The following is a 22,901-nucleotide window of genomic DNA, read 5'->3' on the forward strand; positions in this document are numbered from 1 at the left end:
CGGGTGCGCGGCTGGGGGTGGGAAGTTTTGTGGGCGCATAAGCATACGTAGGCCTTCTTGAAAAGTGCCGCGTTCGGGTGCAACTGCCATACCGCTCTCATGATCGACAGCCAGCGCCTCGAATCGATCGTCTCCGAAGCGGGACGGATCGCCCACGACCTTTGGCCGGGGGCGGGCAATTCGGTACGTAGCTGGGAGAAGGAACCCAACAGCCCGGTGTGCGAAGCCGATCTGGCGGTGGACGCTTTTCTCAAGCGCGAGCTGGGCGCGCTGTTGCCTGCGGCGGGGTGGCTGTCGGAAGAGACGGCGGACGATCCTGCCCGGCTCGGGTGCGATCTCATCTGGCTGGTCGATCCGGTGGACGGCACGCGCGATTTTATCCGGGGCCGGAGCGGCTGGGCAGTGTCCGTCGCGCTCATCAGCGCAGGGCGACCGCTGATCGCCATGCTGTCCGCCCCGGCGCGCGGAGAAATGTGGAGCGCGGTCGCCGGGCGCGGTGCAGAGCGCAATGGCGCGGCTTTGACGGCGTCGATGCGCGATCGGTTCGACGGTTCGCGCGTACCGGCAGCCTCGCTGCCCAAGACCGACCGCGATCTCGTCAGCGTCGATCAGCCCAATTCCATCGCCCTGCGAATCGCAATGGTCGCCGCCGACGAGGCCGATCTCGTCGCAACGCTGCGCTGGGGCTTCGAATGGGATATTGCCGCAGCCGGTCTGATCGCGCGCGAGGCCGGCGCGGCCGTCACCGATGCCTTCGGCAAGAAGCTCGAGTACAACAAGCGCGATCCGCGGGCTTTCGGCGTACTGGCCTGCTCCCCCAATATTCACGAAGCCGCGGTCGAGCGGCTGGCCGGTCGCGCGGCACAGATCGGGCAGAAATAGGTTCTGCAAAGAAAAAGGGCCGATCCGAAGATCGGCCCTTCCCCTGCTGTTCAGCTGCGATCAGTAGCCTTGCGACTGCTGGGCAGCTTCGACATCTTCTTGATCGAACGGGATGATCTTGATTTCGACGCGGCGGTTGAGCGGCTCGTTCACGCCGTCGCCGGTCTGCACTGCGAGGCGCGTTTCGCCGAAGCCCATCCAGCGAATGCGCGACGAGGCGACGCCCTGCGAGATGAGATAGTTGGCGACCGCCTGGGCGCGCTGTTCGGACAGGCGCTGGTTGGCGTCGGACGGGCCCGTCGTATCGGTGTGGCCATAGACGTCGACAAGGCTGTTCGGGTACTGGCGCAGGCTGTCGGCCACGCGGTCGAGCAGGTCGCGGAAGCCCGGCGTGATCGTGTAGCTGCCGGTGGCGAAGGTCACGCCGTCGGGCAGGTTGACGAGAATGGCGTCTCCGCCATCGACCGAACTGACATCGACGCCCGAACCGGCGGTCTGCTCTTCGAGTTCCTTGATCTGCTGGTCCATGCGATAGCCGACATAGCCGCCCGCTGCGGCGCCGCCGACGGCACCGATAATGCGTCCGGTCTTGCCGCCGATAACGCCGCCCAGCAGGCCGCCCACAACGGCACCGCCGGCCCCGCCGAGCACGGTGCGCGAAACCTTGCGCTCGCCAGTGTTGGGATCGGTAACGCAGGCCGACACCGTCATCAGCGAAACGGCTGCGAGGCTGGCTGTAAGAACACGCGACTTCTTCATTGTCATTCCTCCTTCAAGGCGGCCCGGTATCCTCCGGAAATACCGCATGCGGTTTGGGACGCGCCCATCCCGCGTCGTACCCCATCAACCGTCATCGCGCCTCCCCGTTCCAAGCGAGCGTTTAACGGCGCTTTCACAGAAAGTGCGCGCAGGCGCTGGCAGAGCGGTGCAATTGTGCTAGCGCCAGCGGCGTGACACCCTTTCCCTGGACCGACCTGTTCATCATCGCGGGCCTTATCGTGCTCAACGGCGTCTTCGCCATGAGCGAGCTTGCGATCGTTTCCGCCAAGACCTCACGCCTGCAGCAGGCTGCCAACAAGGGCAGCGGCGCGGCGCAGACCGCGCTCGACCTCGCGGCCGATCCGGGCAAGTTCCTCTCCACCGTGCAGATCGGCATCACGCTGGTGGGCATCGTCTCGGGTGCCTATTCGGGCGCGAGCCTTGGCGGTCCGGTTGGCGAGCGCCTGGCGATGCTGGGAGTACCTGCCGATTATGCGCAGGAGGTCGGCTTTGCGCTGGTCATCGCGCTGACCACCTATGCGACGCTGGTCGTGGGCGAACTCGTGCCGAAACAGATCGCCTTGCGCGCGGCCATGCCGATTTCGCTGGTCATGGCGCGGCCTATGGCGCTGCTCGCGAAGGTGGCCGCGCCCATTGTATGGTTGCTCGATACGTCGTCCGGCCTGCTGATCAAGCTGCTCGGCGTGCGAAAGAGCGGACAGGCTGCGGTGACGGCCGAAGAGCTGCACATGCTGTTCGCCGAAGCCACACAGAGCGGGGTGATCGAGCACGAGCAGCACCAGATGCTGCAGGGCGTGGTCCGCCTCGCCCAGCGCCCCGTGCGGGAAGTTATGACCCCGCGCCCGGAGATCGACTGGCTCGACGTTGCGGCAGACGAAGACGCGATTCGCGCCGCAATCGAAACCTCGCCTCACTCGCTGATGCCGGTGGCCGAAGGCTCGCCCGACAAGGTTATCGGCGTGGTCAAGGTGCGCGACATCATGACGCGCATGGTGGCAGGCGAACCGATCGATCTCGCCACACTCGTGAAGAAAGCCGAAGTCGTGCCCGACCAGCTCGACGCGGTGGACGCGCTGCGGGTGTTGCAGCAGGCCGAAGTGCCGCTGGCGATGGTGCATGACGAATACGGCCATCTTGACGGCATCGTCAGCCCGGTCGACCTCCTCACCGCGCTGGTCGGCGATTTCGCCAGCGACCAGGATCCCGGCGACACACCCGGCGTGGTCGAGCGGGAGGACGGCTCGCTATTGGTCTCCGGCTCGCTCTCGGCCGACGTACTCGCCGACCGCCTCGACCTCGAATATGGCGAGGATCGCGAATTCGGCACTGCTGCGGGCTACGCGCTGCATGTCCTTAAGAGGCTCCCCTCAGAAGGCGAGTATTTCACCGACCAGGGCTGGAGATTCGAAGTCGTCGACATGGACGGCCGCCGGATCGACAAGCTGCTGGTATCCGACGCGAGCGAAAGCGCCGAAGAAGCCTAGGTCTAGATAGGTGGTTGGTTCCGGGCCGGCGGAGGCCCGGCAAGCGTGACCACGCGCCCGCAGCGGGTGCAGCTTGCTGCACGCATAGCGAGGACGCATCGACGGATGTCGATGCGCAAAACAAGAAAACCATTTTTCTTCGAAAAATGGTGCTGCTGGGGAGGATTGAACTCCCGGCCTCACCCTTACCAAGGGTGCGCTCTACCACTGAGCTACAGCAGCACGGGTCCACCGCAAGAACCTCGCGGGGTGGAGGCGCGCGCTAATGGCAGAGCGGGCGGCAAAGTCAACCTTCGCTTGAGCCGCGCAGCGAAATTGGCAAAAGGTTGCGCGATGAGCGCCGACACCGACAAATCGACCCGCGAAGAGCGCCTTGCCGCGAAACTTCGGGAGAACCTTCGCCGCCGCAAGGCCCAGACCCGCGAATTGCGCGACTCGGGCGAGGACGGGCTTTCCAAGGATGGGCCGGACCGCTAACGCGCGAGGCCACGCAAGCCGGGGAGCATCGATGTCGAAACTGATCCTAGTCCGCCATGGCCAGAGCGAGTGGAACCTCGCCAACCGCTTCACCGGCTGGTGGGACGTCGATCTGACCGAAAAGGGCGAAGAGGAAGCGCGCGAGGCGGGCGAGCTGATGAAAGCCAAGGGCGTGCTGCCGACCACCGCCTTCACTAGCGTGCAGAAGCGCGCGATCAAGACGCTCAACATCGCGCTGGAAGCCTGTGATAGACTATGGATCCCCGTCACGCGCGACTGGCATCTGAACGAGCGGCATTACGGCGGGCTCACCGGCCTCAACAAGCAGGAGACCCGTGACCGGCACGGCGACGAACTGGTGCATATATGGCGCCGCAGCTTCGATGTGCCGCCGCCCGAAATGGAGCAGGGCAGCGAATTCGAAATGGCGGACGATCCGCGCTATGCCGGGATCGACGTGCCGCGCACCGAAAGCCTGAAGCTGACCATCGAGCGCGTGCTGCCCTATTGGCACAGCGCGATCCTGCCCAAGCTGGGCGAGGGAGAGATCGTCATCATCTCGGCCCATGGCAACAGCCTGCGCGCGCTGGTGAAGCACCTCTCGAACATTTCGGACGACGAGATCACCGGCCTCGAAATCCCGACCGGCCAGCCGATCGTCTACGAGTTCGACGGCACCCAGGTCGCGGGCGAGCGCTACTATCTGAAGGATGGCTGAGATGGCTGCCCCAAGCTCGCCGAAAGTCGCGATAGTCATGGGTAGCCAGTCCGACTGGGACACTATGCGCTGCGCTGCCGATGTGCTCGATGAGCTCGAGGTCGAGAGCGACGTGCGGATCGTCTCGGCGCACCGGACGCCCGACCGTATGTACGACTTCGCCAAAGGCGCGGCCAAGGCCGGGTTCGAGGTCATCATCGCCGGTGCGGGCGGCGCGGCGCATCTGCCGGGCATGATCGCGGCGCTGACGCATCTGCCGGTGCTGGGTGTGCCGGTGCAATCGAAAGCGCTGTCGGGTGAGGACAGCCTGCTTTCCATCGTCCAGATGCCTGCCGGGGTCCCCGTGGGGACCCTGGCGATCGGCCAGGCAGGCGCGACCAATGCGGGCCTGCTCGCCGCCGCGATCCTCGCCAACCACGACGCAGACCTCTCGCAGCGATTGCAGGACTGGCGCGCCGCCCGCAGCGAGGCCGTGACCGAGCGGCCGGTCGACTGATGCTGAAGCGCGGGGGCACGATCGGCATACTCGGGGGCGGCCAGCTCGGCCGGATGATGGCGATGAGTGCCGTCCAGCTCGGCTATCGCTGTATCGCCTACGCACCCGACGGCGACACCGTGGCCGAGGACGTCTGCGACGATGTGTTCACCAATCGCTGGGACGATACCGCCGCGCTCGCCGCCTTCGCCGCCAAATGCGATGTCGTGACGTGGGAGTTCGAAAACGTCCCTGTCGCCACTGCCGTGGCGATGCCGGAAGGCCGCATCTTCCCGCATCCGCGCGCGCTGGAAACGGCGCAGGACCGGCTGAACGAGAAGCGCTTCGTCGAGGGTCTCGGCGGGAAGCCCGCAGCCTATGCCCGCGTCGATTCGCCCGGCGAGCTGATGGCGGCGGTCGATCGCCTCGGTGCGCCCGGCATCCTCAAGACCCGGCGCGACGGATACGACGGCAAGGGCCAGTGGCGTATCGGATCGAGCCGCGATGCGGACGCGCTGCGCCTCCCCGACGCTCCGCTGATCTACGAAGGCTTCGTCGAGTTCGGGGCGGAGTTTTCGGTCATCCTCGTGCGCGGGCAGGATGGCGAAATCCGCTTCTGGGACAGCACGCGCAACGTGCATGAGGACGGAATATTGTCGGCCTCGCTATGGCCGGCGGGCGAGCTGGTCGATGCGCAGGTCGTCGAAGCCCGGCGGCTGGCGGGCGAAGTCGCCGATGCGCTAAAGTATGTCGGCGTGTTGACCTGCGAATTTTTCGCCACGCATGAAGGGCCGATCTTCAACGAGATGGCCCCCCGAGTGCACAATTCGGGCCACTGGACGATCGAGGGCGCGGCCACCAGCCAGTTCGAGAATCACATCCGCGCCGTCGCAGGCCTGCCGCTCGGCGATACCGCCACCACCGCGGCGGGCGTGGAGATGCGCAATATCCTGGGCTCTGAGATCGAGGGTGCGTACGCCTTCCTCGCCGATGCCGACAGCCATCTGCACGATTACGGCAAGCGAGAGGTGCGCGAGGGGCGCAAGATGGGCCATCTGACGCGACTGACGCGCGCATGAGCCTGTTCTGCATCTACGCCCGCGCCGCCAATGGCGCGATTGGCAAGGACGGCCGCCTGCCCTGGCACCTGCCTGCCGACCTCAAGCGATTCAAGACGCTGACGATGGGGCCGGACAAACGGGGCCTGCCGATGATCATGGGCCGCAAGACCTTCGAGAGCCTGCCCGGCCTGCTGCCCGGCCGCCGCCATCTCGTGCTGACCCGGCGCGAGCGGTGGGACTCGACCGGCGCGGAAGTCGTTCGCTCGGTCGAGGAAGCGCTGGCCGTCGCCGGGGAGACCGACATCGCCGTCATCGGCGGCGCGGCGATTTTCGATGTCTTCCTGCCGCAGGCAGAGCGGGTGGAGCTGACGCAAATCCACCAGGAATTCGACGGCGACGTGTTCATGCAGCCGCTCGGCCCCGAATGGGAGATCGCCGGACGGCAGGATTTCGAGGCCGAGGGCGAGATCCCGGCCTATTCCTTCCTCACCTACGAACGCGTCGGCGAAAGCGCGGCGTGAGGTTCCTCGATCACCGCGACGAATTGCCCGAGAGCCTGCGCGGCGCAGTGATCGCGCTCGGCAATTTCGACGGGTTCCATCTCGGCCATCAGGCGGTCGCGCGGCAGGCGATCGACTGGGCGCGCGCCGAGGGCCGGCCCAGCATCATCGCCACTTTCGATCCGCATCCCGTGCGCCATTTCCAGCCCGACGCGCCGCCCTTCCGCCTGACGACGCTGGAGCAGCGGCAGGAACTCTACCTCGCCGCCGGGGCCACCGCGATGCTGGTGTTCCATTTCGACGCCGAACTGGCGGGGACGACGGCGGAGGATTTCGTCCGCAAGCTGCTCGGCGAGCATCTCGGCGTGGCGGGCGTGGTCACGGGCGAGGACTTCACTTTCGGCAAGGCGCGTGGCGGCAATTTCGACAAGCTGGTGAGCCTCGGCAAGGAGGTCGGCATCGAAGCGCGCGCCGCGACGCCGGTGATGGACCACGACAAGCCCGTCTCCTCCAGCCGGGTGCGCGATGCCTTGCGCGAAGGCGATCCGCAGGAGGCCGCGCGCCTGCTGACCCGACCCTTCGCGATTCGCGGCATCGTGCAGCATGGCGACAAGCGCGGACGCGAGATCGGCTATCCCACCGCGAACCTCCCGATCGAACACTACCTGCGCCCGAAATACGGGATCTACGCCGTCACCGGGAGGATCCTCTCGACCGGGCAGGAGCTGAAAGGCGCGGCGAATATCGGCGTGCGCCCGCAATTCGATCCGCCCAAGGAATTGCTCGAGCCCTATTTCTTCGACTTCTCCGGCGATCTCTACGGGCAGGAAATCGAGGTGTCCTTCCACCACTTCCTGCGCGGCGAGGCGAAATTCGACAGTCTCGATACGCTGATCGAGCAGATGGAGCGCGATTGCGAGCGGGCGAAAGACCTGCTCGCGTGAAGCGCTGGCTCAAGATCCTCGGCATGGCGGGCGCGGTGCTGTTCCTCGTCCTCACCGTAGTCAACGCCAGTTGGCTTGCGCCAGAGCCCAAGGGCGCGGCCAAGATCATCGCCCATCGCGGGATCTACCAGCAATACGACAAGACCGGGCTGGGCCGCGACGATTGCACCGCCACGCGGATCGAGCAGCCGGTGCACGATTACCTCGAAAACACCACTCGCTCGATTGCCCGCACGGCGAAACTTGGCGCCACTCTGGTAGAGGTCGATATCGCCCCCACTAGCGACGGCGAAATGGCGGTGTTCCATGACTGGACCGTCGATTGCCGGACAGAGGCGAGCGGCGACACGCGGTACTTTACGCTGGCAGAGCTGAAAGCGCTCGACGCGGGCTATGGCTACACCGCGGATGGCGGCGAGACTTTTCCGTTCCGTGGGGAGGGCGTGGGCGCGATCCCCTCGCTCGAGGAAGCGATGCAGGCTTCGGGCCGGGCGCAGCTGCTCTACAATTTCAAGAGCAGGGACCCGGCGGAGGCAGACCTACTGGCGGCGAAGATGAACGCGGCCGATCGCGACACCGGCCCGCGCGGCGATGCCTTTTACGGCGCGCAAGCGCCGGTGGATCGCATCCGCACGCATTTCCCCGATGCCTGGGCCTTCTCGCTCGAGGAAGGCGAGCAATGCTCGCGCGATTACCTCCTGCTCGGCTGGAGCGGCTATGTGCCCGACAGCTGCCGGAACGGCACCGCGTTCGTGCCGCTGGACTATCAATGGGCGTTCTGGGGCTGGCCCAACCGCATGATCGCGCGCATGGAATCGGTCGGCGCGCGCATCGTGGTGCTCGGACCGCAGGGCGAAGGCCGCCCGCGCGGGCTCGACCTGCCCGAACAGCTCGGCGAAATCCCGGCGAGCTTCAACGGCTATGTCATGGTGGACGACAGCCTCGCGGTGATCCCCGCCCTGATCCAGCGCTTCGACGACCGCACGCCGGAGGAATTCGAGCGCTTGCAGGCCGGGCTGGACCGCAGGCGGGCGCGGCGGGGCGATTGACGCTTCACCCCGGGGGCCAAATCCCCTAACGGCTCGCCTGTATGTCCGAACAGCGCGATTATAGAGACACGGTCTTCCTGCCCAAGACCGATTTTCCCATGAAGGCTGGCCTGCCCCAGAAGGAGCCGGGCATCCAGTCGCGCTGGGAGGACGAGCAGCTCTACACCCAGCTGCGCGAGGCCCGCATCGGGCGCGAGAAATTCATCTTCCACGACGGCCCGCCCTACGCCAATGGCGACATGCATATCGGCCATGCGCTGAACCATGTTCTGAAGGACATGGTCTGCCGCACGCAGAACTTGCTGGGCAAGGATGCACCTTACGTGCCCGGCTGGGATTGCCACGGCCTGCCGATCGAATGGAAGGTCGAGGAGCAGTATCGCAAGAAGAAGCTCGACAAGAAGGCCGTCCCCCCGGCGGAATTCCGCGCCGAATGCCGCGCCTATGCGCAGCACTGGGTCGACGTGCAGCGCGAGCAATTGAAGCGCCTCGGCGTGATGGCGGATTGGGACAATCCCTATCTCACCATGCAGTTCGACAGCGAGGCGACCATCGTGGCCGAGCTGATGAAATTCGCCGAAGCGGGCAATCTCTATCGCGGCTCGAAACCGGTGATGTGGAGCCCGGTCGAGGAAACCGCACTGGCCGAGGCAGAGGTCGAATACGAGGACATCGTCTCGACCCAGATCGACGTAGCGTTCGAGATCACCGAGAGTCGGATTTCGGAACTGGTCGGCGCATATGCGGTGATCTGGACAACGACGCCGTGGACGATCCCGGTGAACCAGGCTTTGGCTTATGGGCCTGACATCGAATACACTTTGATGAAGGACATCGCGGATGGGTCAAAGTATCTTGTCGCTGAGGAGCTAGTTGACGAGTTTTTTGTCCGCGCATCTGAGAGTGAAGATAGCGCAGCGCTAAATTTCGGCGGTTGGCGCGGCAAAGGCTCCGACCTCGCCGAAACCGTCGCGCGCCACCCGATGCATCAACTCGGCGGGTTCTACGCCAAACCGCGGCCCTTCCTGCCCGGCGATTTCGTCACCACCGACAGCGGCACGGGCCTCGTCCACATGTCGCCCGACCATGGCGAGGACGACTTCCTGCTTTGCCGCGAATACGGGCTGGAGCCGCAATTCGCAGTGATGGCCGACGGGCGCTATCGCGACGACTGGCCGTGGCTGGGCGGGGACGACGACCGCCGCCGCGCGGTGATCAACAAAACATTCAATTCGCCCGACGGCCCGATCTGCTCCGACCTGCGCGAAGCCGGCGCGCTGCTTTCGGCGAGCGACGACTACCAGCACTCCTACCCGCACAGCTGGCGCTCCAAGGCCAAGGTCATCTACCGCTGCACACCGCAATGGTTCGTGCCGATGGACAAGCCTCTCGGCGAACCCGATGTGCCTATCCTTCGACAAGCTCAGGATGAGCGGGGAGAGGTGCAAGCGGACAACACCACATCCGCTCAGCCTGAGCCTGTCGAAGGCCACGCGCTGCCCTCGACACTCCGTAATCGCGCCCTCAAGGCAATCGCCGACACGCGTTTCGTGCCCGAAAAAGGCCGCAACCGCATCGGTTCCATGGTCGAAGGCCGTCCCGACTGGGTGCTCTCCCGCCAGCGCGCGTGGGGCGTGCCGATCACGCTGTTCGTCAAGAACGGCACCGGCGAGTATCTGCAGGACGCGGCCGTCAACGCGCGCGTCGTCGAGGCGGTGCGCGAGCAGGGCGTCGATGCCTGGGACGAGAGCCGCAAGGCCGAATTTCTCGGGGCCGACCACAACCCTGACGATTACGAGATGGTCACCGACATTCTCGACGTCTGGTTCGATTCGGGCTGCACCCATGCCTTCGTGCTCGAAAGCGGGCGCTGGCCGGAAATGCAGTGGCCGGCGGACCTCTATCTCGAAGGCAGCGACCAGCATCGCGGCTGGTTCCAGTCCTCCCTGCTGGAAAGCTGCGCCACGCGGGGCCGTGCGCCCTATAACCAGATCCTGACCCACGGCTTCACCATGGATGCCAAGGGCAAGAAGATGTCGAAGAGCCTCGGCAACACCATCGATCCGCTGAAGGTGATGGAGCAATACGGCGCGGACATCATCCGGCTGTGGGCCCTCTCGGTCGACTATACCGAGGATCACCGTATCGGTGACGAGATCCTGAAGGGCGTCGCCGACCAGTATCGCAAGCTGCGCAACACCTTCCGCTACCTGCTCGGCGCGCTCGACGGTTTCGTCGGCGACATGGGCGATGCGGGCGAGGTGCCGGAGCTGGAGCTTTACGTGCTCGCACTGCTGGCCGATCTCGACGGCAAGCTGCGCAAGGCAGTCGATGACTACGACTTCAACGCCTACACGCGCCTGCTGGTCGATTTCTGCAACGAGGACCTGTCGGCCTTTTTCTTCGATATCCGTAAGGACGTGCTCTATTGCGACGGGCCGGACAGCACCAAGCGCAACGCCTATCGCACCGTGCTCGACCTGCTGTTCCACGCGCTCGTCCGCTATGCCGCGCCGGTGCTGGTGTTCACGGCGGAAGAAGTCTGGAGCACGCGCTATCCGGATGGCGGCAGCGTGCATTTGCTCGAATGGCCGCAGGTGCCCGGCGTCACCGCCGATGGTGCAAAGTGGGCCAAGCTGCGCGACTTGCGCGAAGACGTGATGGAAGCGATCGAGCCGCTGCGGCGCGAGAAGGTGATCCGCTCCGGCCTCGAAGCCGATGTCACCGTGCCTGCCGATGCGGTGCCGGACGGCTTCAGCGACGAAGATCTCGCCGAACTGTTCATCACCGCGTCAGTCACGCGGGGGCAGGGCGACGCAGTGAGTGTGAGCCGGACCAACGAGAACAAATGCGGGCGCTGCTGGCGCCTGTTGCCCAGCGTGGCCGAGGACGGCGCGCTGTGCGACCGCTGCGAGGACGTCGTGGCCACGCAGGACGCAGCCGCATGAATCCGGTCATGAAGAACCGCCTGATCGGCTGCGTCTTCGCGCTGGTGCTGTTCGCGGTCGACCAGTGGTCGAAGAATTACGTCACCAAGACGCTCGGCATAAATGAGATCGGCAAGGCGATGGAGCTGCTGCCGATCTTCGACCTGCGCTTCACGCGCAATTTCGGCGTCTCGCTCGGCATGTTCGAGGCGACCAGCCCGGAAATGCGCTGGGGCCTCGTGCTGGTCACCGGCCTGATCGCGCTGGTCGTGACGGTGTGGATGATGCGCGAGAAGCTGCTCGGCGACATCATTGCCCTGTCCTTCATCCTCGGCGGAGCGCTGGGCAATATCAAGGATCGCTACGAACTCGGCTATGTGGTCGATTTCGCTGATCTGCATTTCGGGGATTTCCGCCCCTTCCTGATCTTCAATGTCGCCGATGCCGCCATTACCATCGGCGTTGTCATCGTCCTTGCGCGCGCCTTCTTCATGCGCGACAATGACGACAAGGAGGTCGACGACCTCATGAACACCAAGGCGGCCGATGCCGCGGAGAGCAAGTGATGACCAAATTCGCCCGTATCGCCCTCATCGCCGGGCTCGGCACCATGACCGCAGCCTGCGGCAGCGGCGGCCTGCTCAATCGCGACCGGCCCGACGAATTCGCCGTGCAGCGCCAGGCGCCGCTGGTGGTCCCGCCCGATTTCAACCTCGAACCGCCCGCACCCGGTGCTCCGCGCCCGGCCGAAGGCACCACGGCGGAACAGGCGCTCGACGCCCTGTTCGGCGGCCCGGCCCCGCGCTCCAGCGTGGAAACCAGCGTGCTCGACCGCGCCGGTGCAGCCGCACCCGGCATCCGCTCCAGCGTCGGCGATCCCGGCACCGCGACGGTCGCCAAGGGTTCGGTCACCCGCGACATCATCGCCGCCCCCGAAGGTGACGGCGCGACCGCGGTCGCGGTAATACCGGGTTGATTTAGCCTCAGGCGCCGGCGGCCGCATCCGCGGCCTTAGGCTATCCTCGCTCACGCGACCTGCGGTCGCGTCGCTGCGGGCGGCCGGTCGGCCTTGCCTCGCTGCGCTCGGTGCTCTCGAAGAGGGGGGGGGCTCGCGCAAAATCCGGGCCGGCGGAGGCCCGGCAAGGGCGGAAGTGCACCTATGGTGCGCTGGCCAAAGGCCACCTGCACGCCCGCCCGCAGGTGCCTGACCGAGCGAAGCGAGGGAAGATCAGCGCCGAGGGCGGACCGACGGATGTCGGTGCGAAAAACCAAAAGTCAGAATGCGCAGCGAAACCTACGTACTCCGCTCAGCCTTATCCTGCGCATTCGTCCCCTTAATCATGTCGCGCATGGCGCTCCATTCCTCGTCGCCGAGGCCGTGGAGCGCGCCCCAGAAGGTGCCGCCGGTCGCCTGGTAGCCAGCGCCGTCGATAGCGATGGTCTGGCCGTTCACCCATTCCGCACCCGGCCCCATCAGGAAGGTCGCGAGGTTGGCCAGTTCGTGCATCTCGCCGTGGCGGCCCATCGGGTTCATCTCGTCGTTCGAATTGCCGCCGCGTCCGCCGGGCGAAAGCCGCGCGCTCATGCCCTTGGTCGGGAAGAGGCCGGGCGCGATCGCATTGAAACGCAGGCCGTAGCGGCCCCATTCGACGGCCAGGCTCTGCGTCATTGCATTGATACCTGCCTTGCTCATCGCGCTAGGCACAACAAAAGCGCTGCCGTTCCAGACCCATGTCGTGAGGATCGAGAGGAAGCTTGCCTTGCGCTTTTCCGCGATCAACCGCTTGCCGACTTCCAGCGTGACGTAGAACGTGCCGCGAAAGACGATGTCGCTAATCGCATTGAAGCCGTTCACCGACAAATCCTCCGTCCGGCTGACGAAATTGCCCGCCGCATTGTTGACCACGCCCGTCAGCGGCCCGCGCTCCCAGATGGCATCGACCATCGCCTTGATCGCATCGGCGTCGCGAATGTCGCAGGCATGGCCGATCACCGTGCCGCCGTGTGCGTCCATCAGCGCCTGAGCGGTTTCGTCGAGCTTGCCCTGCCGCCGCCCGCATATGTGGACCTCCGCGCCCAGCTTGAGGAAGGCTTCGGTCATTACCTTGCCGAGGCCCGTTCCGCCGCCGGTCACCAAGATGCGCTCCCCCTCCATCAGCCCGTCGCGGAACATCAGTCTGTCGATTTCCATGTCTCTCTCCTTCGCTGGCGGAGCCTAACGAGTCGGGCAGTGGAAACAATTGAAAGCGCGCGCTGTATTGCGTAGCTATGACGGTATGGAAGACCAACCGCTCACGCCGCTCGACCCGGCCTATGCCTCCATGCTCCGCCTGCAATTCGCGATTGTCGCGCTGGTGCTGCTCGCCGGAGCGACGGGGGCGGAAATCGCGATACCGGGCTATACCGGGGCGGTCTGGATCCCGGTCATCGTCTTTTCGCTCTGGCTGCTGATCCGCATGCCGATGCGCCGCTATGCCGCGCGCGGATACTCGCTGGCCGAAGAGCGGCTGCGCGTGGTGCGCGGGATATTGTTCCGCTCGGACACGGTCGTGCCCTTTGGGCGCGTGCAGCATATCGACGTGAACCAGGGCCCGCTGGAGCGGCTGTTCCACCTTGCGACGCTCACCGTGCATACCGCCGGATCGCACAACGCGTCTGTGTCACTGCCCGGCCTCGCGCAGGAAGACGCCGCCGCGATGCGCGAGGAAATCCGCGCTGCCATCCGGCGCGACACGCAATGACCCTCGAAGCGGCAATTAGGCCGCAGCGCACGCATCCGAAGACCTTCGCAGTCAAGGCGGCGACCATGCTCACGCAGCTGGTCGTCCCGATCGTGGTGGGCGGCTACACGATCCTCGACGACGGCGATCTGGCGGATCTGCTGACCTATTTTCTGCCGCTGATCGTGGTCGTGATCGGACTTCAATTCGTGCTCGCCTACCTGCAATGGACGCGCCTCACCTACGAGGTGCGCGAGAGCGACATCCGGGTTGAAAGCGGCCTGCTGTCGCGCGCCGCGCGCTCCGTCCCCTACGAGCGCATCCAGGACGTCAGCGTCGAACAGAAGCTGATCCCGCGCCTGTTCGGCCTGGTCGAGGTGAAATTCGAAACCGGCGCGGGCGGGGGCGACGATCTCAAGCTCGCCTATCTCACCGAGGCCGAAGGCGACCGGCTGCGCGACACCGTTAAGGCGCGGCGCGAGGGGCGCGAAGTCTCGGAAGCAGCGGTCGAGGTCGAGGTCGAGCGGGCCGAAGCCAACGTTCTTTTCGCCATGCCGCCCCGCCGCGTGCTGACCTTCGGCCTGTTCGAGTTTTCGCTGGCAGTCGTCGCCGTGGTTTTCGGCGCGGTCCAGCAGTTGGATTTCCTGATCGATTTCGACCTTTGGGATATCGACGAATGGCAGCAGCGGCTGGCAGGGCCGGAACAATATCTCGCCGGACTCGGCCCTCTCGCCCAGTTCGTCGGCATCGCGGCAGGGGTCGCGGCGCTCCTCGCGGTGGGAGTCACGACAGGGATAGTGCGCACGGCCCTGCGCGAATGGAACTTCCTGCTGGAGCGCACCGAAACCGGACTGCGGCGCAGGCGTGGCCTCGTCACGCGCACCGATGTCGTGATGCCTATCCACCGCGTGCAGGCCCTGCGGCTCAAGACAAGCTTCGTGCGGCGGCTGTTCGGCTGGTACGGGCTCGGGGTCGTCAGTCTTGCGAGCGACAGCGCATCCGCCAATCACGAGGCTGCGCCTTTCGCTAGAATGCAGGAGATCGAGCCGATTGCAGCGACCACGGGTTTCGCCCTGCCGAGCGGTGAGATGTGCTGGAACAGGCGCAGCGCCAAGGCGAGCGTCGACGGCGCGCTGATCAACCTTGCCTTCACGGGCGCGATCGCCATACCGGTGTGGCTGTTCTCTCCGCTGTGGTGGAGCGCGCTGGTGCCGCTCAGCATCGGCGTGCTGGGCGCGGTGCGCGAGTATTACCTCTACCGCTTCGACCGTCATTCTCTCGGCGACCGCTTTATCTATTCCCGCCACGGCTGGCTGGCCCCGAAAACCACCATCGGCTCGAGAGTCCGCTTTCAGTCGGTCGAGATCAAACAGGGCCCGCTCGCGAAACTACGTGGTTATGCAGTCCTGAAGCTCGGCCTTGCGGGCGGCACCTTCGAGGTCGAAGCGATGCCGGTCGAACAGGCGCAGCGCTGGCGCAGCGCGATCCTCGACAGCATCGCCACCACCGATTTTTCGCAAATGCTCGAACGCAAACCCTCAGACGCGCAGGTCTGACCATTCGGGATTGCGGCGGAAGGCGGCCTCGACATAGGAGCAGTCGGGCGCGATCTTGAAACCCTGCTCGCGCGCGTCGGCGATCAGCGCATCGACCAGCTTTCCAGCAATCCCCTTGCCGCGCATCTCGGGCGGCACGAAGGTGTGATTGGCATGGCGCACGCCGTTCCGCGTAACCCAGGTCAGTTCCGCCTTCCGTTCGACGCCCTCGAGGTCGACCGTATAGGCACCCCGGCTCTCGTCTCCCTGCTTCTCGACGGTGATTTCGCTGCTCTGGCCCATGCATGAATTCCTTTCTGTGCAACCAATGCCTGCCTCGTTATGCGCGTTCCCATGCAGTTCCTGTCCGACAATGCCGCCAGCGTTCACCCTGCCGTGTGGGAGGCGATGCGCGCTGCCGACGAGCCGGACAGCCCCTACGACGGGGATGCGCTGAGCGGCGCGCTCGACGAGAAGCTCTCGGCAATGTTCGGCCGCGAATGCGCTGGGCTTTGGGTCGCAACCGGTACGGCGGCCAACTGCATCGCGCTCGCCACCATGGTGCAGCCGCATGGCGGGGTGGTCTGCCACCGCGAGGCGCATATCGAGATGGACGAAGGCGGCGCGCCCGGTTTCTACCTTCACGGTGCGAAGCTGCTCCTGGCGGAAGGCGAGGGCGCGAAGCTGACGCCCGAAAGCATCCGCGCGGTGATCGATCCGATTCGCGACGATGTGCACCAGGTACAGCCGCATGCGATCTCGATTACGCAGGCCAGCGAATACGGCCGCAGCTATCGTGCGGACGAGGTCGCCGCGATTGCCGCGCTGGCGAAGGAGCGCGGGCTCGGCCTGCATATGGACGGCGCGCGCTTCGGCAATGCCGCGGCCTTCCTCGATTGCCGCGCCGCCGATGCCGCTGGCCCGGTCGACGCGCTCAGCTTCGGCTTCGTGAAGAACGGCGCCATGAGCGCCGAGGCCATCGTATTCTTCGATATGCAGGCCGCCGATGTGGCGCGCTATCGCCGGAAGCGGGCGGGCCATTTGCAGTCCAAGGGCCGCTTCCTCGCCGCGCAGGTCCATGCGATGCTTCAAGACGACCTCTGGCTCGCCAATGCACGCTCAGCCAATGCGGCTGCGGCGGAGATCGCCGGTGCGTGCGGCGAGCGCCTGATGCACCCGGTCGAAGCGAACGAACTGTTCGTGCGCTGCACCGCTGCCGAGCGCGAGGCACTGCGCGGACAGGGCTTCGGCTTCTACGACTGGGGCGCGGATGCCGCCCGCTTCGTGACCGCCTGGAACACGCGCGAAGAGGATGCGCGGGCACTGTCGAAGGCTATCGCCGACCTATGACGTCAAGCGAGAGCCTGTTCACCCCGCGCAACTTCGGGGCCTTCCTGCTCGTCAGCGTCATTTGGGGCGGGACCTGGCTGGTCATCCGCGACCAGATCTCGAGCGTCCCGCCTGCCTGGTCCATCACCTATCGCTTCATCGTCGCCGCGCTCGGCATGTTCGCGCTGGCGAAATTGCGCGGCGAAAGCCTGCGCGTCGCGCCGGGCGGCTGGCGCTGGGTTGTCGCGCTGGCACTGTTCCAGTTCTCGCTCAATTTCGGCTTCGTCTACAATGCGGAGCGCTTCATTACTTCGGGGCTGGTCGCGGTAATGTTCGCGCTGCTGGTGGTGCCGAACGCGGTGCTGGGGCGCCTCTTCCTCGGCCAGCCGATCAGCCGCGAATTCGTGCTGGGTTCGGCGATTGCTGCCGTCGGAGTAGCGATGCTGTTCGCGCAGGAATATCGTGCCTCTCCGGCGACCCTCGGCGAAGTGCTGACCGGCGCGGCGCTGACTATCGGCGGGATTCTCGCCGCAAGCGCTGCCAATATCGTGCAGGCGATGGAGGGGGCCAAGCGACAGCCGCTGCTCACGCTGCTCGCCTGGGCGATGCTGGTCGGTGTGGCCATCAATGCGGCGTTCGCGCTGGTCGTCTCGGGACCGCCGGTGTTCGACCAGCGTCCGGCCTATACGCTCGGCATCCTCTATCTCGGCCTCGCCGGATCGGTGGTGACTTTCCCGCTCTATTACGGCCTCGTTCGCAAGGTCGGCGCGGGGAAAGCAGCCTACAGCTCGGTAATCGTGCCGGTTGTCGCGATGATTTTGTCGACCTTGTTCGAAGGTTTCGTGTGGGGGCCACTCCCGGCTGCGGGAGCCGTAATCACGCTGGTCGGCATGGTCGTGGCCATGCGGGGCCGCGCCGCGCCGCCGCCCCGGCGTGCTACTCCCGAGCCGTAATTTGCTGGGTGCGGTCAGGACATCCGTCCTGACCTTGCTGTTCCATCCCACGCCCCCTCCCGGCCACCCACGGCACGGTATTCTATGGGTGGCCGGGAGGGGGCGTGGGATGGAACAGGGCGCAGCGGCTGACAAAGTCAGTCGCGACTAGACGCCATAATCGAAGCGAGACCTTCTCGGAAAGTCGGGTATTCCGGCTGCCAACCCAGCACCCGTTTCGCCTTGCCGTTCGCCACCCGGCGGTTCTCGGCATAGAAACCGCGCGCCATGGGTGACAGCTCGGCCTCGTCCATCGTTTGCAGCGGCGGGGGCTCGACCCCGAGCAGGCGGCACGCTTCCTCGATCACCGCATTCTGGCTGGTCGCCAGATCGTCGGCGAGATTGTAGGCGCCGGGTGGTACGTCGCCCTCGACGGCGGCGACCACTCCGCTCACGATATCGTCCACGTGAACGCGGCTGAAGACCTGCTGTGGCAGATCGATCCGGTGGGCCTTGCCCTCTCGGATACGGTCAAAGGCACTGCGTCCCGGCCCGTAGATTCCCGGTAGGCGGAAGACCCGCGCGTCCATTTCCAGCCAGCGCGCATCGCAATCGCTGCGCGCGGTGCGCCGCCCGCCGCCGGTCGGGGTTGCCTCGTCCACCCACGCCCCTTGCCAGTCGCCGTAGACGCCAGTCGAGGAGAGGTATCCCAGCCATTTCTCGCCGAGCGCCGCGCCATAGCGGTCCAGCACCGGATCGCTGCCATCGGACGGCGGGACGGAACTCAAAACATGGCTCGAAGCGGCCAGTGCGGAAAGCACGGCAGGCTCGTCGTCGAAAGCGATGGTCCCGTCGCTTCCGGTAGCCTCGACCGCCCAGCCGGCGGTGCTCAGCGCTTGCGCGATCCGTTTGGCCGTGTAGCCGAGCCCGACGATGAACATTTGTGGCATCGGGGCGTATTACCCGAAGACACGCAAAAGCACAGGATTTCCATGGATATCGCCCGCAGCCCCGCCACGCCCGAAGGCAATGCCGCAATGGCCGATGCAGCGCCCGAGCCGCATGAGCCCGCGACCATCCGGCGCCAGGACTACACCCCGTTCCCCTGGCTGGTGACCGAAACGCGGCTCGATTTCGAGCTCGGGCTGGAACGGACCCGGGTCACCGCGACCCTCTCGGTTGAGCGCAATCCCGATGCCGAAGCCTCGCCCACGATCCGCCTGAACGGCGACGGGCTGGAGCTGGTTTCGCTGTCCTGCGACGGAGCCGAATGCGCTGGACACACGATGGATGGCGACGATCTGGTGGTCACGCTCGAAGGCAGCAGTCACACGATCGAGATCGTCACCGAGATCGATCCTTCGGCCAATTCGCAGCTTATGGGCCTGTACGCCTCGAACGGCATGCTCTGCACGCAATGCGAGGCCGAGGGCTTCCGCCGCATCACCTTCTTCCCCGACCGACCCGACGTACTCAGTACCTATACCGTCCGCATGCGCGGCCCGAAGGCGCAGTTCCCCGTCCTGCTGTGCAACGGCAACCGCGTCGAGACCGGCGAAGATGGAGAGCAGCATTGGGCCGAATGGCACGATCCCTGGCCCAAGCCGTCCTATCTGTTCGCGCTGGTCGCCGGGGATCTGGTGGCGCGGACCGACAGCTTCACCACCATGGGCGGTCGCGAGGTCGAGCTGAACGTCTATGTCCGCGACGGCGATCTGGAACGCACCGCGCATGCCATGGAGAGCCTCAAGCGCTCGATGAAGTGGGATGAGGAGGTGTTCGGCCGCGAATACGACCTCGACCTGTTCAACATCGTCGCGGTGAGCGATTTCAACATGGGTGCGATGGAGAACAAGGGCCTCAACGTCTTCAACACAAAATACGTCCTCGCCGACCCGGAAACCGCGACCGACGGCGACTTCGATGGCATCGAAGGCGTCATCGGGCACGAGTACTTTCACAATTGGTCCGGCAATCGCATCACCTGCCGCGACTGGTTCCAGCTGAGCTTGAAGGAAGGCTTCACCGTGTTGCGCGACCAGCTGTTCAGCGCCGACATGGGCAGCGCGCCGGTCAAGCGGATCGAGGATGTGCGCATCCTGCGCAGCGTGCAGTTCCCCGAGGATTCCGGCCCGTTGGCGCACCCGATCCGGCCCGATTCCTATCGTGAGATCAACAACTTCTACACCTCGACTGTCTACAACAAGGGTGCCGAGGTCATTCGCATGATGCGGACGATGGCCGGCGAAGAGCGCTTCCGGCAGGGCACCGACCTTTATTTCGAGCGCCACGACGGGGAGGCTGCGACCTGCGAAGATTTCGTCAGCGCGATCGAGGAAGGCGCAGGCCTCGATCTCGAGCAGTTTCGCCTGTGGTATTCGCAGGCCGGCACGCCCAAGGTCACGGCCGAATTGCAGCACGAGGGACAGACGGCCAAGCTTGCGCTCTCGCAGGTTGTGCCGCCGACGCCTGGCCAGCCGGACAAGCAGCCCATGCCGATCCCGCTCAAGATCGCGTTGTTCGACCGCGAGACGGGCATGCATTCGGGCGAGGAGCTGCTCGTGCTCGATTCGGCGAAGGCGGAGTTCGAGTTCGAAGGTTTCGAGAGCCCGCCGGTCCTCTCGATCAACCGCACTTTCTCGGCGCCGGTCACGATCGAGCGCGACATTCCGCGCGAGGATCTCGTGTTCCTCGCCGCTCATGACGATGATCCCTTCGCTCGCTACGAGGCTATGCAGGAGCTGATGACCGGCCATCTGGTCGCGGCAGCGGGCGGCGGACTGGAGGAGCAAGAACGCGAAGAAGCGGTCGGCGATATCGCCGAGGCAATGCGTGCTGTGCTGGTGGACGAAAGGCTCGACGACCTGATGCGGGGCGAACTGATGCTGCTGCCGAGCCAGACCTATCTCGCCGAGCAAATGCTGGTTGCCGATCCGGCTCGCATCCATGCAGAGCGCGAAGAGCTCAAACGCGAGCTGGGCCAACGCTTGAAAAGGGAAATGCAGCGGCTCTACGAGCGGGCGGAGCAGCTACCTTATTCGCTCGATCTGGCGGCGAGAGGCGCGCGCAAGGTCAAGACCCAGCTGCTGACCTATGCCGCTGCCAGCGATCCGGCGAAAGCGGTCGAATTGGCTGCGCACCAATACGACCGCGCCGACAACATGACCGACCGGCAGGGCGCGCTGATGGTGCTGGCCGGGACCGAGAGCGCCGAGCGCACGGCGCGGCTGCTCGATTTCTACAACCGCTTCCAGGGCAATGCGCTGGTGATCGACAAATGGTTCGCGCTGCAGGCCTTGTCGCTCCATCCGAACGCGATCGAGCATGTGAAGGCGCTGGCCGACCATCTCGATTTCACCCTGAAGAACCCCAACCGCGTCCGCTCGCTCTACATGGCGTTCGCAGCCAATCCGCATGCGTTTCATGCCGAAGATGGCGAAGGCTATCGCATCATCGCCGACCTCATCCTCGCGCTCGATCCGATCAATCCGCAGACGGCGGCGCGTTTCGTGCCGCCGCTTGGCCGTTGGCGGCGGATCGAGCCCGGACGCGCCGCGCTGATGCGCGAGCAGCTAGAGCGGATTGCCGCTGCACCCAAGTTGTCGCGGGACACATACGAGCAGGTGAGCCGCTCGCTTGGCTGAGGCCCTTCGATCGAACCTGCTGAAGGAGATCCCGCACGCCTTTTCGGCACGCGCGCCGCTCGATCTGCAGGAGATTCTGCCGGACAGCGTGCTTGTGCGTGTGAAGCAAGTCCATTCGCCGGAAGTGGTGTTCGTAACGGAGGCCATGGCGGCACCGCTCGAGGCCGATGCATTGGTCACAGACCGGCCGGGTTTGCTGCTCGGCATCGTTACCGCCGATTGCGCGCCGGTCTTGCTGGTGGACGGACAGGCGGGCGTCGTCGGAGCTGCTCATGCGGGCTGGCGCGGTGCAGTGTCCGGCGTACTCGAAAATACGGTAGCGGCGATGGCGCGATTGGGAAGCGATCCGACCGATATCCGCGCTGCAATCGGGCCGACGATCGCGCAGGCCAGCTATGAGGTAGATGAAGCGTTCCGGGCGAACTTCACGGAGGCCGACGACCGATTCTTCGTGTCCGGGCGCAAGGGCCATTGGCAATTCGATCTGCCCGGTTTTGCCGCCCATCGTCTCGCTCTGGCGGGGGTCAAGCAGGTGGATGATCTGAAAGAGGACACCTACTGCCAGCCCGATCGCTTCCACTCGTTTCGCCGGGCCAGCCATCGGGGTGAGAATACGACAGGCCGACAGCTCAGTGTCATCGGCCTGCCACACTGATTGCGCCACGTGCCACGGAGCTTGCCAAAATCGCGGTTGGCAAGGCAGCGCTGACCCGCTAGAGGCCCCTCCAAACCGGCTTGCCGGGGGCTTTCGTGCAGGTTTCTGACAAGCGCGCCGATCGAGCTCTCCGCAGGGCCGGAAACAATCGCAAACGCACTGTGCGGGCGACCCGCCGGTGCATCGACAAGGCAGGCAAGGCATAGCGCTGATGGCAGACACGGCTGCAACCGCAACACCCGAAACCACAGGCGAAACCGGCGACGGCATCCGTCGCCGCGATTTCATCGACATCGCTGCCGTGAGCGCCGCCGGCGTCGGCGGTCTGGCGGTGCTCTATCCGCTCATCAGCCAGATGGCGCCGTCGAAGGACGTGCTCGCTGCGAGCACGACCGAGGTCGATGTCTCGGCGATCCAGCCGGGGCAGGCGATCAAGGCCGTGTTCCGCAAGCAGCCGCTGTTTGTGCGCCGCCTGACGCCTGCCGAAGTCCAGGAAGCGAACGCCACGCCCGTCGGTGCGCTGCGCGATCCGCAGACGCTCGCCGAGCGTACGCAGGAAGGGCATCAGGACATGCTGGTGACCATGGGGGTCTGCACCCACCTCGGCTGCGTCCCGCTGGGTGCTGCCGAGGGCGAGGTCAAGGGCGAGTTCGGCGGATATTTCTGCCCCTGCCACGGATCGCACTACGATACCGCCGGACGCATCCGGAAGGGACCGGCGCCGACCAACCTCGAAGTGCCGGAATATACCTTCACCTCCGACACCACCATCCAGGTCGGCTGAGCCAA

At 65.4% G+C, this 22,901-nt stretch carries 23 protein-coding genes and 1 tRNA gene; 19 read left to right on the plus strand and 5 right to left on the minus strand.

Translation table 11 applies throughout. The features are described 5' to 3' along the window. The first annotated feature begins 99 nt into the window (after positions 1 to 99). Positions 100 to 882 (plus strand): 3'(2'),5'-bisphosphate nucleotidase CysQ, encoded by a 783-nt coding sequence (locus ACSH0F_RS03825; RefSeq protein WP_435200045.1) that lies wholly within the window; start codon positions 100 to 102, stop codon positions 880 to 882. A 60-nt stretch (positions 883 to 942) separates the two neighbouring features. Here ACSH0F_RS03825 and ACSH0F_RS03830 read toward each other — a convergent pair whose 3' ends face one another. Next, entirely contained in the window at positions 943 to 1,641 is a 699-nt protein-coding gene (locus tag ACSH0F_RS03830; RefSeq protein WP_435200047.1) for an OmpA family protein, read from the minus strand. 191 nt (positions 1,642 to 1,832) lie between these two features. Between ACSH0F_RS03830 and ACSH0F_RS03835 the strand changes: the two genes are divergently transcribed. Further along, positions 1,833 to 3,146, plus strand: a complete 1,314-nt coding sequence (locus ACSH0F_RS03835; RefSeq protein WP_435200049.1) for a hemolysin family protein — start codon at positions 1,833 to 1,835, stop codon at positions 3,144 to 3,146. A 147-nt stretch (positions 3,147 to 3,293) separates the two neighbouring features. On the opposite strand, the gene ACSH0F_RS03840 is transcribed toward ACSH0F_RS03835, so the two are convergent. Further along, positions 3,294 to 3,368, minus strand: a tRNA-Thr gene (locus ACSH0F_RS03840). 111 nt (positions 3,369 to 3,479) lie between these two features. On the opposite strand from ACSH0F_RS03840, the gene ACSH0F_RS03845 reads away from it, so the two are divergent. The 10 genes from ACSH0F_RS03845 to ACSH0F_RS03890 are packed head-to-tail and all read left to right on the plus strand — an operon-like array spanning position 3,480 to position 12,273. Beyond that, a complete protein-coding gene (locus ACSH0F_RS03845) occupies positions 3,480 to 3,623 on the plus strand; it encodes a hypothetical protein (RefSeq protein WP_435200051.1) in 144 nt (47 codons plus the stop codon). Positions 3,624 to 3,654: 31 nt separating this feature from the next. Next, on the plus strand, positions 3,655 to 4,341 hold the full coding sequence (gene gpmA / locus ACSH0F_RS03850; protein ID WP_435200053.1) for a 2,3-diphosphoglycerate-dependent phosphoglycerate mutase: 687 nt from the start codon (positions 3,655 to 3,657) through the stop codon (positions 4,339 to 4,341). Between the two features lies 1 nt (position 4,342). Next, entirely contained in the window at positions 4,343 to 4,837 is a 495-nt protein-coding gene (gene purE, locus ACSH0F_RS03855; protein WP_435200055.1) for a 5-(carboxyamino)imidazole ribonucleotide mutase, read from the plus strand. Continuing rightward, positions 4,837 to 5,895 carry a 5-(carboxyamino)imidazole ribonucleotide synthase gene (locus ACSH0F_RS03860; RefSeq protein WP_435200057.1) on the plus strand — a complete coding sequence of 353 codons (1,059 nt, stop codon included), beginning with the start codon at positions 4,837 to 4,839 and terminating at the stop codon, positions 5,893 to 5,895. The genes purE and ACSH0F_RS03860 overlap by 1 nt, the downstream gene beginning before the upstream one ends. After that, positions 5,892 to 6,398 carry a dihydrofolate reductase gene (locus ACSH0F_RS03865; RefSeq protein WP_435200059.1) on the plus strand — a complete coding sequence of 169 codons (507 nt, stop codon included), beginning with the start codon at positions 5,892 to 5,894 and terminating at the stop codon, positions 6,396 to 6,398. The genes ACSH0F_RS03860 and ACSH0F_RS03865 overlap by 4 nt, the downstream gene beginning before the upstream one ends. Beyond that, positions 6,395 to 7,321: a bifunctional riboflavin kinase/FAD synthetase gene (locus tag ACSH0F_RS03870; protein ID WP_435200061.1), complete on the plus strand. Its 927-nt coding sequence runs from the start codon at positions 6,395 to 6,397 to the stop codon at positions 7,319 to 7,321. The genes ACSH0F_RS03865 and ACSH0F_RS03870 overlap by 4 nt, the downstream gene beginning before the upstream one ends. Then, a complete protein-coding gene (locus ACSH0F_RS03875; protein WP_435200063.1) occupies positions 7,318 to 8,370 on the plus strand; it encodes a glycerophosphodiester phosphodiesterase family protein in 1,053 nt (350 codons plus the stop codon). Before ACSH0F_RS03870 ends, ACSH0F_RS03875 begins: the two co-directional genes overlap by 4 nt. A 41-nt stretch (positions 8,371 to 8,411) precedes the next feature. Beyond that, positions 8,412 to 11,318 carry an isoleucine--tRNA ligase gene (gene ileS, locus ACSH0F_RS03880; RefSeq protein WP_435200065.1) on the plus strand — a complete coding sequence of 969 codons (2,907 nt, stop codon included), beginning with the start codon at positions 8,412 to 8,414 and terminating at the stop codon, positions 11,316 to 11,318. Further along, positions 11,315 to 11,863: a signal peptidase II gene (gene lspA / locus ACSH0F_RS03885; RefSeq protein ID WP_435200067.1), complete on the plus strand. Its 549-nt coding sequence runs from the start codon at positions 11,315 to 11,317 to the stop codon at positions 11,861 to 11,863. The genes ileS and lspA overlap by 4 nt, the downstream gene beginning before the upstream one ends. Next, a complete protein-coding gene (locus tag ACSH0F_RS03890) occupies positions 11,863 to 12,273 on the plus strand; it encodes a DUF3035 domain-containing protein (RefSeq protein ID WP_435200069.1) in 411 nt (136 codons plus the stop codon). The genes lspA and ACSH0F_RS03890 overlap by 1 nt, the downstream gene beginning before the upstream one ends. A gap of 318 nt (positions 12,274 to 12,591) precedes the next feature. Here the strand turns inward: ACSH0F_RS03890 and ACSH0F_RS03895 are convergent, their stop codons facing one another. Next, the gene (locus tag ACSH0F_RS03895) at positions 12,592 to 13,488 is read right to left on the minus strand and encodes an SDR family oxidoreductase (protein ID WP_435200071.1); all 897 of its coding nucleotides are present in this window, start codon (positions 13,486 to 13,488) and stop codon (positions 12,592 to 12,594) included. 85 nt (positions 13,489 to 13,573) lie between these two features. Between ACSH0F_RS03895 and ACSH0F_RS03900 the strand changes: the two genes are divergently transcribed. Continuing rightward, on the plus strand, positions 13,574 to 14,038 hold the full coding sequence (locus ACSH0F_RS03900; protein WP_435200073.1) for a PH domain-containing protein: 465 nt from the start codon (positions 13,574 to 13,576) through the stop codon (positions 14,036 to 14,038). Next, positions 14,035 to 15,573: a PH domain-containing protein gene (locus tag ACSH0F_RS03905; protein WP_435200075.1), complete on the plus strand. Its 1,539-nt coding sequence runs from the start codon at positions 14,035 to 14,037 to the stop codon at positions 15,571 to 15,573. The genes ACSH0F_RS03900 and ACSH0F_RS03905 overlap by 4 nt, the downstream gene beginning before the upstream one ends. Here ACSH0F_RS03905 and ACSH0F_RS03910 read toward each other — a convergent pair. Beyond that, positions 15,556 to 15,855, minus strand: a complete 300-nt coding sequence (locus tag ACSH0F_RS03910) for a GNAT family N-acetyltransferase (protein ID WP_435200077.1) — start codon at positions 15,853 to 15,855, stop codon at positions 15,556 to 15,558. The two genes, ACSH0F_RS03905 and ACSH0F_RS03910, sit on opposite strands and share 18 nt — an antisense overlap. A gap of 51 nt (positions 15,856 to 15,906) precedes the next feature. On the opposite strand from ACSH0F_RS03910, the gene ACSH0F_RS03915 reads away from it, so the two are divergent. Further along, complete coding sequence (locus tag ACSH0F_RS03915; protein ID WP_435200561.1) at positions 15,907 to 16,902, plus strand: threonine aldolase family protein; 996 nt, start codon at positions 15,907 to 15,909, stop codon at positions 16,900 to 16,902. Beyond that, positions 16,899 to 17,834: a DMT family transporter gene (locus ACSH0F_RS03920; protein WP_435200079.1), complete on the plus strand. Its 936-nt coding sequence runs from the start codon at positions 16,899 to 16,901 to the stop codon at positions 17,832 to 17,834. Before ACSH0F_RS03915 ends, ACSH0F_RS03920 begins: the two co-directional genes overlap by 4 nt. A gap of 137 nt (positions 17,835 to 17,971) precedes the next feature. Here ACSH0F_RS03920 and ACSH0F_RS03925 read toward each other — a convergent pair whose 3' ends face one another. Further along, a complete protein-coding gene (locus tag ACSH0F_RS03925) occupies positions 17,972 to 18,763 on the minus strand; it encodes an SDR family NAD(P)-dependent oxidoreductase (protein WP_435200081.1) in 792 nt (263 codons plus the stop codon). Between the two features lie 42 nt (positions 18,764 to 18,805). Between ACSH0F_RS03925 and pepN the strand changes: the two genes are divergently transcribed. The 3 genes from pepN to petA all read left to right on the plus strand — a co-directional run bounded on the left by pepN (position 18,806) and on the right by petA (position 22,896). Continuing rightward, positions 18,806 to 21,457: an aminopeptidase N gene (gene pepN, locus ACSH0F_RS03930; RefSeq protein ID WP_435200083.1), complete on the plus strand. Its 2,652-nt coding sequence runs from the start codon at positions 18,806 to 18,808 to the stop codon at positions 21,455 to 21,457. Then, positions 21,450 to 22,112: a peptidoglycan editing factor PgeF gene (gene pgeF / locus ACSH0F_RS03935; RefSeq protein WP_435200085.1), complete on the plus strand. Its 663-nt coding sequence runs from the start codon at positions 21,450 to 21,452 to the stop codon at positions 22,110 to 22,112. Before pepN ends, pgeF begins: the two co-directional genes overlap by 8 nt. 211 nt (positions 22,113 to 22,323) lie before the next feature. Then, positions 22,324 to 22,896 (plus strand): ubiquinol-cytochrome c reductase iron-sulfur subunit, encoded by a 573-nt coding sequence (gene petA, locus ACSH0F_RS03940; RefSeq protein WP_435200087.1) that lies wholly within the window; start codon positions 22,324 to 22,326, stop codon positions 22,894 to 22,896. Positions 22,897 to 22,901: the final 5 nt, after the last annotated feature.

Origin of the sequence: Qipengyuania sp. 902, assembly GCF_051195295.1 — a bacterium.
GTDB lineage: Bacteria > Pseudomonadota > Alphaproteobacteria > Sphingomonadales > Sphingomonadaceae > Qipengyuania.

What these genes read in the sequence shown, in the direction of transcription:
- ACSH0F_RS03825 (WP_435200045.1), top strand. Translation starts at nt 100, where the DNA reads ATGATCGACAGCCAGCGCCTCGAATCGATCGTCTCCGAAGCGGGACGG.
- ACSH0F_RS03830 (WP_435200047.1), bottom strand. Translation starts at nt 1,641, where the DNA reads ATGAAGAAGTCGCGTGTTCTTACAGCCAGCCTCGCAGCCGTTTCGCTG.
- ACSH0F_RS03845 (WP_435200051.1), top strand. Translation starts at nt 3,480, where the DNA reads ATGAGCGCCGACACCGACAAATCGACCCGCGAAGAGCGCCTTGCCGCG.
- gpmA (WP_435200053.1), top strand. Translation starts at nt 3,655, where the DNA reads ATGTCGAAACTGATCCTAGTCCGCCATGGCCAGAGCGAGTGGAACCTC.
- purE (WP_435200055.1), top strand. Translation starts at nt 4,343, where the DNA reads ATGGCTGCCCCAAGCTCGCCGAAAGTCGCGATAGTCATGGGTAGCCAG.
- ACSH0F_RS03860 (WP_435200057.1), top strand. Translation starts at nt 4,837, where the DNA reads ATGCTGAAGCGCGGGGGCACGATCGGCATACTCGGGGGCGGCCAGCTC.
- ACSH0F_RS03865 (WP_435200059.1), top strand. Translation starts at nt 5,892, where the DNA reads ATGAGCCTGTTCTGCATCTACGCCCGCGCCGCCAATGGCGCGATTGGC.
- ileS (WP_435200065.1), top strand. Translation starts at nt 8,412, where the DNA reads ATGTCCGAACAGCGCGATTATAGAGACACGGTCTTCCTGCCCAAGACC.
- lspA (WP_435200067.1), top strand. Translation starts at nt 11,315, where the DNA reads ATGAATCCGGTCATGAAGAACCGCCTGATCGGCTGCGTCTTCGCGCTG.
- ACSH0F_RS03890 (WP_435200069.1), top strand. Translation starts at nt 11,863, where the DNA reads ATGACCAAATTCGCCCGTATCGCCCTCATCGCCGGGCTCGGCACCATG.
- ACSH0F_RS03895 (WP_435200071.1), bottom strand. Translation starts at nt 13,488, where the DNA reads ATGGAAATCGACAGACTGATGTTCCGCGACGGGCTGATGGAGGGGGAG.
- ACSH0F_RS03900 (WP_435200073.1), top strand. Translation starts at nt 13,574, where the DNA reads ATGGAAGACCAACCGCTCACGCCGCTCGACCCGGCCTATGCCTCCATG.
- ACSH0F_RS03905 (WP_435200075.1), top strand. Translation starts at nt 14,035, where the DNA reads ATGACCCTCGAAGCGGCAATTAGGCCGCAGCGCACGCATCCGAAGACC.
- ACSH0F_RS03910 (WP_435200077.1), bottom strand. Translation starts at nt 15,855, where the DNA reads ATGGGCCAGAGCAGCGAAATCACCGTCGAGAAGCAGGGAGACGAGAGC.
- ACSH0F_RS03915 (WP_435200561.1), top strand. Translation starts at nt 15,907, where the DNA reads ATGCAGTTCCTGTCCGACAATGCCGCCAGCGTTCACCCTGCCGTGTGG.
- ACSH0F_RS03920 (WP_435200079.1), top strand. Translation starts at nt 16,899, where the DNA reads ATGACGTCAAGCGAGAGCCTGTTCACCCCGCGCAACTTCGGGGCCTTC.
- ACSH0F_RS03925 (WP_435200081.1), bottom strand. Translation starts at nt 18,763, where the DNA reads ATGCCACAAATGTTCATCGTCGGGCTCGGCTACACGGCCAAACGGATC.
- pepN (WP_435200083.1), top strand. Translation starts at nt 18,806, where the DNA reads ATGGATATCGCCCGCAGCCCCGCCACGCCCGAAGGCAATGCCGCAATG.
- petA (WP_435200087.1), top strand. Translation starts at nt 22,324, where the DNA reads ATGGCAGACACGGCTGCAACCGCAACACCCGAAACCACAGGCGAAACC.